This window comes from Frankia sp. CeTa3Moorea (assembly GCF_978021225.1).
Genome location: NZ_CDXDOR010000045.1, coordinates 34,576 through 36,129, shown reverse-complemented (window position 1 = coordinate 36,129; position 1,554 = coordinate 34,576). Strand labels below are relative to the sequence as shown.

Genomic DNA, 1,554 nt, shown 5'->3' with positions numbered 1-1,554 from the left:
CCGCACAACCAGCCCCCGCACAGCCGGCCCACATGCAACCGGCTCTCACCCCACCGAGACGGAGCCCTTCCTGCTCGCCGAGGCCGGACCCGCGGGACCACCCGCCTCCGCGCTTCGCGTGCCCTGGCGCCAACTGCTGCTCGGCGGCGCGCTGGCGATCGCGCTCGGCGGCTGGTGGTGGATCGTCAACATCGTCCGTTACGGCACCTTCCAACCGGAGACGCCGGGATTCCCCCTCGGCCAGTATCTGAGCGACGACTGGGGTGCCTACACCGAGCTGCTGATCAACGGGACGATCCTGCGCTGGTGGGGATCCTTCGGATGGTTCGAGGTCAACCTGACGACGGTCCCGGTGCGCACGGGCACCGCCGTCGTCATCGTCTTCTTCGCCCTCGCCCTCATCCGGGCCCGGACCGGACGCATCCGGGTGGACCTGCTGTTCCTGCTCTGGCCCACCTGGGCGCTGTTCGGCCTGATGACCCTGCAGTCCGCGAAGAACTTCGACAGGTACTTCCACGTCAGCGGGATCTCCGGCCGCTACCTGTATGCGGGCCTGGCGTCGCTGGCGATCGGGGTCGGGATGGGCGCGGCGGCGACCGGCCGCCATCTCTCCCGGATCATGCCGCTGCTCTTCCTGGCCGGCGCGACCACCCTGCAGACCTGGGCGATCTCGATGGTGTTTCCGCACTTCTGGCAACCCGAGGGCGGCGACCTCGGCGACGCGTGGGACGCGATGGCGGCGTGGGCACCGTGGTCGGAGGGCACCCTGAAATGGCTTGCCGGCGCGGTGTGCGTCCTCGCCGTGGCGGCCCTGGCCTGCTGCATCGGGGTCCTTGTCACCGGCGGTCCGGCCCCGTCAAAGGGACGGTCACCATCGACGGGACAGCGACCGGCTCCACCGCTCGCGCCGTACCCGTCGCGCCTGCCGTCGCCGGAACGGCCGCGGCGCGCCGCCGCGCCGGATGCCACCACCGGCTCTAAGGCGGTCACCGGCTCTAAGGCGGTCACCGGCTCGGGCCCGGCGGCCGGCACGGGCCCGGAGCCCACCGGCCAGGGCCCCTCCGCCGCGGGGCCTCCGCGCTCCCCCTGATCCGGCATCGCCGACAAGGAACCGGAAACCATCCGACCATCGTGCGCGTTCACTCACGGAGAGTCACACTGAATCCCGAGCCTCGGACAAGGCGCAACCGGCCACGGCGGCGCTGCGCATCGGGGCTCGGGGGCCTCGGATGGTGATTCGGAGGCGCATAGGATCCGCGATGTCAACCATCTCGGTTCGGGAGGGGTCTTGCGCCGCAAGCGGGAGACGGGCAACGCGCGGACGGTGGCGCCCCCGTCCGCATCGCCCGCTCCACCCGGCCCCGCCTCCGGGGCGAACCCCGTGGGGCCCGAGACGCCCTCCGGGCCCGTCGCTCGGTCGGGACGGGGGACACCCTCGGCGCCGGACTTCGACCCGGTGGGCGGCAGCGGTCTGACGGCACCGCCCATGGAGCCCCTCGACAGCAGCGACCCGACCGAACTGGGCCAGTTCACGCTGCTGTCGAGGGGCTCCAT

1 pseudogene is annotated in these 1,554 nt (G+C 72.3%); it reads left to right on the top strand.

The window, feature by feature from the left end:
• Positions 1-1,090, top strand: a pseudogene (locus tag AC08OV_RS10630) (hypothetical protein); the annotation flags it as partial.
• Positions 1,091-1,554 lie beyond the last annotated feature (464 nt).